The sequence below is a fragment of the Streptomyces sp. NPDC048288 genome, assembly GCF_043201555.1.
Taxonomy (GTDB): domain Bacteria; phylum Actinomycetota; class Actinomycetes; order Streptomycetales; family Streptomycetaceae; genus Streptomyces.
Window position 1 is genome coordinate 889,098 of record NZ_JBICZD010000003.1, and the last position, 7,150, is coordinate 896,247.

Sequence of the window (7,150 nt, forward strand, 5' to 3'; positions counted from 1 at the left end):
GTTGTTGCGCTCCTCAGTTGGCGCTCTTGGTCGGGGTCTTTGCCGGGCCGCCGCCCAGCGCGGGCAGCGCGGCGAGCCGGTCGACGGCCGCGGCCACCGCCTCGGGCGGCAGCAGCCCCGGGGCCTGGGCCCGCACGAAGTCCGCGAACGTCTCCGCCGTCGTGTACTTCGGCCGGAAGCCCAGCGTCTCGCGCATCTGGTCGGTGGACACCACCCGGCCGTGCGTCAGCAGCCGGATCTGCTCGGGCGAGAAGTCGCTCATACCGAGCGTCCGCACCAGGGACCCGGCCCAGGTGACCGCCGGCAGCAGCAGCGGCACGGTGGGCCGCCCCAGCCGCCGCGAGCACTGCGAGAGCAACAGCACCCCGTCACCCGCGATGTTGAACGTGCCGCTGTTGAGCGTCCCCCGGACCGGATCGTGCGAGGCGATCCGCAGCACGTCGATCACGTCGTCCTCGTGCACGAACTGCAGCCGGGGGTCGTACCCGAGGACGGTGGGCAGCACGGGCAGCGAGAAGTAGGACGCGAGCGGGGTATCGGCGGTGGCCCCGAGGATATTGGCGAACCGCAGCACGCACACCGCCACGTCCGGCCGCCTCCTGGCGAACCCCCGCACATACCCCTCGACCTCCACCGTGTCCTTCGCGAACCCCCCGCTGGGCAGGGATTTCGGCGGGGTCGTCTCGGTGAAGACGGCGGGATCCTTCGGCGCGGAGCCGTACACGTTCGTACTGGACTTGATCACCAGCCGCTTGACGTTCGGCGACTTCTGACAGGCGCCGAGCAGCTGCATCGTCCCGATGACGTTGGTCTCTTTGACGGTGGCCCGGCTGCCGCTGCCCAGCGGTGTCCCGGTCACGTCCATGTGGACGACGGTGTCGGCACCGCTCTCGGCCAGGACCCGGGCGATGCTCGGCTGCCGGATGTCCGTCTGGATGAAGTCCGCCCCGCCCAGATGGTGCTCCGGCGCCACCGCGTCCACGGCGACGACCCGGTCCACTTCGGGGTCACGCTGAATACGTCGTACGAACCGGCCCCCGAGCTGACGGGCCACTCCGGTCACGAGCACGACCTTCCCCAAGATCAGCGCCTTTCTTCCGTGTTCCCGTATGCGGGCCAACTTAGCGGGTCGATGTTGCGCCGGCATGACCCCCAGCAGGCCACGACGAGCCGCGACGGCCGGAAAATGCATGTGGCCCCCCACCGTACTGGTGGGGGGCCACACACAAGCTCTCGCGGCTCGACGCCGTAATTACTTCTTGTTACGACGCTGAACACGCGTGCGCTTGAGCAGCTTGCGGTGCTTCTTCTTGGCCATCCGCTTGCGCCGCTTCTTGATAACAGAGCCCACGACTACCCTCGCTCACTTCTCATCACTCGGTGCTGGGCATCATGGGCCCATACGACCTACGAGGGGCTAGCCTACCCGCCCGAGCGCTGAGGTCGTAATCGAGGTGCCCCGGGACGAATCCCGGAACGGCCGTCAGGCGGTCTCCACCCCCACATAGCTCTCGCGAAGGTACTCGTGTACCGCTTGTTCGGGGACGCGGAAGGACCGCCCCACCCGGATCGCGGGCAGATGACCGCTGTGCACCAGTCGGTACACGGTCATCTTCGACACTCGCATCACCGCGGCGACCTCCGCCACGGTAAGGAACACAACCTCGTTCAGAGGCCTCTCGCCAGCTGCCATGACACACCTGAACCTTCCGCACTCGACGGGCCACCGGCTTCCCCTTCCGGTGACTCTTCGTCGTTGCGTGCTCACTCCCCAATGTAGGGGCGGGTGATGCGAGTGGGGAAGAGGTGCACCCATCGGCGGCCTACTGTGACAGACACGCTCGATTGAGTACGTAGCGGGTAAGCGGCGTGTAGTAATCAGACCGCACGCCGTCATCAACCGGAACGGCGACGGACACGACCCCCTCGGCCTCCCCCACGAAGAGCGCAGGGTCATCCGTATCCGCGAGCCCAATGGCCTCAAACCCGAGCTGACCTGCACCGCAGACCCATCCATGGTCCCCCACCACCAGCTCCGGCAGCGGCCCTCCGCCCCCCGCCGCCGCATCCAGCGCCACCCGAACCGGCAGCGGCGAATGCGTGTGCGCACCCGGCGCACAACCGGGGCGTTCACGGCCCGTTTCTCTCATGAACCCGACGCCTCGTACGTAATCAAGGTCGCAGGTACGTAGACCGAACCGGGTCGTTATGTCGACACAGCGACCCTGCGCAGGGGTGAGAACCTCACACCCCGCCGCCGACAACGCGTCCGCGAGACCGGCGTAGAACCCGATCAGCCGGTGCGGATGCCCGGTCCCGAACAGCACCGGGGCCCGCCGCCCGGCGACCTCACCCACCCGCTCCGCGAAGGCATCCAGCGCGGCCACCGTGCGTTCCGGGTCGATCACATCATGCCCTGAAACACACCGCGGATCGTCCGAAACCCCACACTTGCCCGCCATCAAGCGAACCAATTCCCGCTCGCTCCACGTCCCTTGCGGATCAATCCCGATCAACACCCGAGGATCCCGAGCAGCGAACAACCGGTAACGCCGAAGACTCCGCTCCCGCGAGGTGGCCACCACCCCGGCAAGCCGCACAGCCACCAGATACGCACGAAGCTCACCAGCACTCAACACGGCTGAGATGGTGACGGACTGCGCCCGCCGAGGAGCGGAGACCAGAAGAACACCGCACGGTCGGCGTAACGATTGACCACCCCAGCCCGCAGGGACGGCGCCCCCTACGCCAGCAACCCCCGCAACGGAAACACGGCCCGCCGCGTCGCCAGCACGGCCTGGTCCAGCCGATCGGCCGGGTCGTACCCCGACTCCCACCCGGCCCACCCCACCGGCCACCGCCCGTCCGTCATCCGCCCCGGCCCCAACTGCCGAGTCCGGGCGAACACTTCCTGCCGCCACCCCTCGGGCACCAGCGTCTCGGGCTCGATCTCCCGCCCCGCCGCGATCGCCACCAGATGCGTCCACGACCGGGGCACGACATCCACCACCTCGTATCCGCCCCCGCCCAGCGCGACCCACTTCCCCCCGGCGTACTCGTGCGCCAGCTCGTGACAGGCCACCTGCACCGCCCGCTGCGCGTCCAGCGAGACGGCCAGATGAGCCAGCGGATCCTCGAAATGCGTGTCGGCGCCGTGCTGGGTGACCAGCACCTGCGGCCGGAAGTCGGCGACCAGCTCCGGCACGACCGCGTGGAACGCCCGCAACCACCCCGCGTCCCCGGTCCCGGCCGGCAGCGCCACGTTCACCGCGGACCCCTCCGCCGCGCCGTCCCCGACCTCCTGCGGCCACCCGGTCTGCGGGAACAGCGTCCGGGGATGCTCGTGCAGCGAGATCGTCAGCACCCGCGGGTCCTCCCAGAACGCGGCCTGCACCCCGTCCCCGTGGTGCACGTCCACATCCACGTAGGCGACCCGCTCGGCACCGAGCTCCAGCAGCCGCGCGATCGCGATCGAGGCGTCGTTGTAGACGCAGAACCCGGACGCCGCCCCCGGCATCGCGTGGTGCAGTCCGCCCGCGAAGTTCACGGCGTGATCCGCGTCCCCCCGCCACACGGCCTCCGCGGCCGCCACCGACTGCCCCGCGATCAGCGCGGACACCTCGTGCATCCCGGCGAAGGCCGGATCGTCGACCGTCCCCAGCCCGTACGACTGGTCGGCCGCCGCCGGATCCGCCGAGGCCGCCTTCACGGCCTCGATGTAGTCCTCCCGGTGCACCAGCCGCAGCGTCGACTCCCCGGCCGGCTTCGCCGCGACGACCTCCGCCACCCGGTCGAGCCCGAAGGCACCGACCAGACTCCGGGTCAGCGCCAGCCGGACCGGATCCATCGGATGCCCCGGACCGAAGTCATAGCCCGTTACTGCTTCGTCCCACATCAGCTGTGCGCGGCCGCTCATGCCCGTCACCGTATCGGTCCGACCTGGTCGCGAACGAACGGGCGTACACCAACGTCACCAGCACCAACACCATCGGCACCAGCATCGCCCCGCGATAACTCCACGCGTCGCCGAGCGCACCCACCAACGGCGAACCGATCAGAAACCCGACGTAGTTGAAGATGTTCAGTCGTGCGATGGCCGCATCCGAAGATCCGGGGAACAGCCTCCCGGCCGCCGCGAAGGTCTGCGGCACCAGCACACACAACCCGAGCCCCAGCAGGGTGAACCCGACCATCCCCACCCAGGCCCCCGGCGCCACCGCCACCACCGCGAACCCTCCGGCAGCCACCAGCGCCCCCAGCCGTACGACGGCCACGGCCCCGAACCGCCGTACCCCGAAGTCCCCGAGGGCCCGCCCGACCAGCGTGGTCACCATGTACACGTTGTAGGGCACGGTCGCGAGCTGCTCACTGCTGCCCAGCACGTCCTTCAGGTACTTCGCACTCCAGTTGGAGACCGTCGAGTCCCCGATGTACGCGAAGGTCATCACCAGGCAGAGCGGCAGCAGCAGCTTGAAGACGACACCGCCGCCCGCACCCTCGCCCGCCGCGTCTTCCGTCGACCCGTCCTCCGCCGGCGCGGGATCGCCGTCCACATACCACCGGCTCCCCACCAGCGCGGCCGGCAGCAGCACCGCCACGACCGGCAGATACGACACCCACAGCGCGAGATGCCAGTGCGCGCCCACCCAGGCCAGCGAGGCCCCCAGAATCCCGCCCAGGCTGTACGCGGCATGGAAGCTGAGCATGATGCTGCGCCCGTACGTCCGCTGCAGGCTCACCCCCAGCATGTTCATCGAGGCGTCCAGCGCCCCGACGGCCAGCCCGAACACGGCCAGCGCCACCGCCAGCTCGGCCATCGCCCCGCCGGCCCCGACCCCGAGCAGCGCCAGCATCACCACGGGCTGGGACCAGCGCAGCAGCAGGCTCGGCCGTATGCGCTTCACCAACTGCTCGGTGGTGACGCTGCCGACACCGGCCAGGATCGGCACGGCGGCCAGAAAGACCGGCAGCAGCGCGTCGGAGACGCCGTACCGGTCCTGGATGGCGGGGATGCGCGTCACCAGCAGCGCGAACGTGGCGCCCTGGGTGAAGAAGCTGAACGCCAACGAGGCCCTACCGCGCCGCAGCACATCTGTCATGGCGGCGAGCGTAGGGCCCCGGCGTACTCGTGGGTAGATCCAGCCAAAGATGAATTTCCTTCAGCTTTACCTTCGTGGCGCTCAGGCGGCGACCGCGAGCCGCGGTTCCTGCCCCTTCTCCTGCTCCTTCTCCTGCTCCCGCGCGGTCGCCTTCTGGCGCTTCACCTCGTCGGTGATCAGGCACGCCATCGGCTCGGCGGCCGTCCCACCGCAGACCACCATCCCGAGGGTGATCGCCACGACCAGCAGCAGCGAGCTCAGCCAGACCATGGTGTCCACGGGGATCGTGTAGGCGCCGACGACCCGGGCCACACACTCCACCAGCAGCACCAGCCCCCAGATCACGGAGAAGACCCGCTCCTTCTTCAGGAACTCCGCCGACCGGACCGCGGTCCCGGAGGCCAGCCGCTCCCAGGCCGCCTCCCGCGCCGCGTCCCCCTTCACCAGGAAGGGCTTCAGCCCCGCCGTCATCATCGGCTTCCCCAGCGCCACCGACACCAGGATCCCGATCCCGACCGTGCTGCTGACCGCACCGTCCTTGGCCAGCATCAGCCGCGGGTCGCCGGAGACGAAGCTGAGCGCCAGCCCGACCACGTTCACCACCAGGATCAGCGCCGCCAGCCCGTTGACCCGGCGTTCCCTGACCACACTCCAGACCGTCCGCACGGCCGGCACCACACTGCTCCAGGCGAGCGCCGCGAAGGTGCTCATCCCGAAGGCCCCCTTGAAGAAGTAGTACGACCCGAGGGGCACCGCCACATCCACGATCAGCGGCCGGAGGTTCTCCAGCACGCTGTTCTGCCGCTGCTCGCTCTGGGACCCAGTGTTCGTCGTCTTCGTCATGCCCTCAGCTTCGCGTCCCGGCGGGGTCCCCCAGTAGAAACGAACGTCCGGAGCTCTGCATGACAATTGTCAGCACCCCCGTCATGCCTCAGGTCATTCCAGCAGGTCAAGCAACTGACCCAGACCGTCGAAGAGTTGAGTGGCACCCCGCAGCCGCTCGGCCGGCGTCATGGCCGTGAACCCGTACACGTCCATCCCGGCCGCGACAGCCGCCCGCACCCCCAGCGGACTGTCCTCTACGACGGCGCAACGCCCCGGCGCGACCCCCATCCGTTCGGCCGCGTACAGGAAGAGATCCGGCGCCGGCTTCCCCCGCCCCACGTCCTGCGAACTGAACACCCGCGACTCGTCGAACCACCGGTCGAGCCCCGTCGTCCGGTGCCCCACCCGGATCCGCTCATGGCTCCCGGACGACGCCACGCAGTACGGCACCCCGTCCGCCGCCAGCCGCTCCAGCACCTCCGCGGCACCCGCCACGGGCTTCAACTCCCGCTCGAACGCGGCGAACACCCGTCGGTGAAAGACATCGTCGAAGTCGTCGGGCAACCGCTGCCCCGTGCGTTCCTGGACGAGCTCATGGACCCGGTGCATCGCCGATCCCATGTAGTCCCGTATCGAGTCCTCGTAGGAGGTCGGATGCCCGAGCTCGGTGAGGTAGGCGGCCAGGAGCCGGTTGGAGATGGGCTCACTGTCGACGAGAACGCCGTCGTTGTCGAAGATGACGAGGTCGTAGCGCATACCCCTGAGCTTAAATGCAGAAAGGCCCACGCCATACGGCGTGGGCCTTTCCCAATATTTGTTCGGCGGCGTCCTACTCTCCCACAGGGTCCCCCCTGCAGTACCATCGGCGCTGTAAGGCTTAGCTTCCGGGTTCGGAATGTAACCGGGCGTTTCCCTCACGCTATGACCACCGAAACACTATGAAACTGTTCAGCCGCACCATGCCGTGACCATGGCATGGGGCTGTTCGTGGTTTCAGAACCAACACAGTGGACGCGAGCAACTGAGGACAAGCCCTCGGCCTATTAGTACCGGTCACCTCCACCAGTTACCTGGCTTCCAGATCCGGCCTATCAACCCAGTCGTCTACTGGGAGCCTTACCCTCTTATAGAGGTGGGAGTCCTCATCTCGAAGCAGGCTTCCCGCTTAGATGCTTTCAGCGGTTATCCCTCCCGAACGTAGCCAACCAGCCATGCCCTTGGCAGAA

General features: G+C 68.4%; 8 protein-coding genes and 2 rRNA genes. All 10 read right to left on the reverse strand.

Annotated features, from left to right (window positions below; genetic code table 11):
* Positions 1 to 13: 13 nt before the first annotated feature.
* Positions 14 to 1,081, reverse strand: a complete 1,068-nt coding sequence (locus ACGFZS_RS15485; RefSeq protein WP_393538479.1) for an NAD-dependent epimerase/dehydratase family protein — start codon at positions 1,079 to 1,081, stop codon at positions 14 to 16.
* 171 nt (positions 1,082 to 1,252) lie between these two features.
* Entirely contained in the window at positions 1,253 to 1,351 is a 99-nt protein-coding gene (locus tag ACGFZS_RS15490; RefSeq protein ID WP_003948845.1) for a 30S ribosomal protein bS22, read from the reverse strand.
* 132 nt (positions 1,352 to 1,483) lie between these two features.
* Positions 1,484 to 1,693 carry a helix-turn-helix domain-containing protein gene (locus ACGFZS_RS15495; protein ID WP_067299677.1) on the reverse strand — a complete coding sequence of 70 codons (210 nt, stop codon included), beginning with the start codon at positions 1,691 to 1,693 and terminating at the stop codon, positions 1,484 to 1,486.
* Positions 1,694 to 1,823: 130 nt separating this feature from the next.
* Positions 1,824 to 2,639 (reverse strand): phosphatase, encoded by an 816-nt coding sequence (locus ACGFZS_RS15500; protein ID WP_365696122.1) that lies wholly within the window; start codon positions 2,637 to 2,639, stop codon positions 1,824 to 1,826.
* Between the two features lie 104 nt (positions 2,640 to 2,743).
* Positions 2,744 to 3,916 (reverse strand): acetoin utilization protein AcuC, encoded by a 1,173-nt coding sequence (locus ACGFZS_RS15505; RefSeq protein WP_365696087.1) that lies wholly within the window; start codon positions 3,914 to 3,916, stop codon positions 2,744 to 2,746.
* Positions 3,867 to 5,099 carry an MFS transporter gene (locus ACGFZS_RS15510; protein ID WP_393795451.1) on the reverse strand — a complete coding sequence of 411 codons (1,233 nt, stop codon included), beginning with the start codon at positions 5,097 to 5,099 and terminating at the stop codon, positions 3,867 to 3,869. The genes ACGFZS_RS15505 and ACGFZS_RS15510 overlap by 50 nt, the downstream gene beginning before the upstream one ends.
* Before the next feature lie 81 nt (positions 5,100 to 5,180).
* Complete coding sequence (locus ACGFZS_RS15515; RefSeq protein WP_393795452.1) at positions 5,181 to 5,942, reverse strand: VC0807 family protein; 762 nt, start codon at positions 5,940 to 5,942, stop codon at positions 5,181 to 5,183.
* Positions 5,943 to 6,035: 93 nt separating this feature from the next.
* Positions 6,036 to 6,680 (reverse strand): HAD family hydrolase, encoded by a 645-nt coding sequence (locus tag ACGFZS_RS15520; protein WP_393662223.1) that lies wholly within the window; start codon positions 6,678 to 6,680, stop codon positions 6,036 to 6,038.
* A 60-nt stretch (positions 6,681 to 6,740) separates the two neighbouring features.
* A 5S ribosomal RNA gene (gene rrf, locus ACGFZS_RS15525) occupies positions 6,741 to 6,857 on the reverse strand.
* 90 nt (positions 6,858 to 6,947) lie between these two features.
* A 23S ribosomal RNA gene (locus ACGFZS_RS15530) occupies positions 6,948 to 7,150 on the reverse strand; the annotation flags it as partial.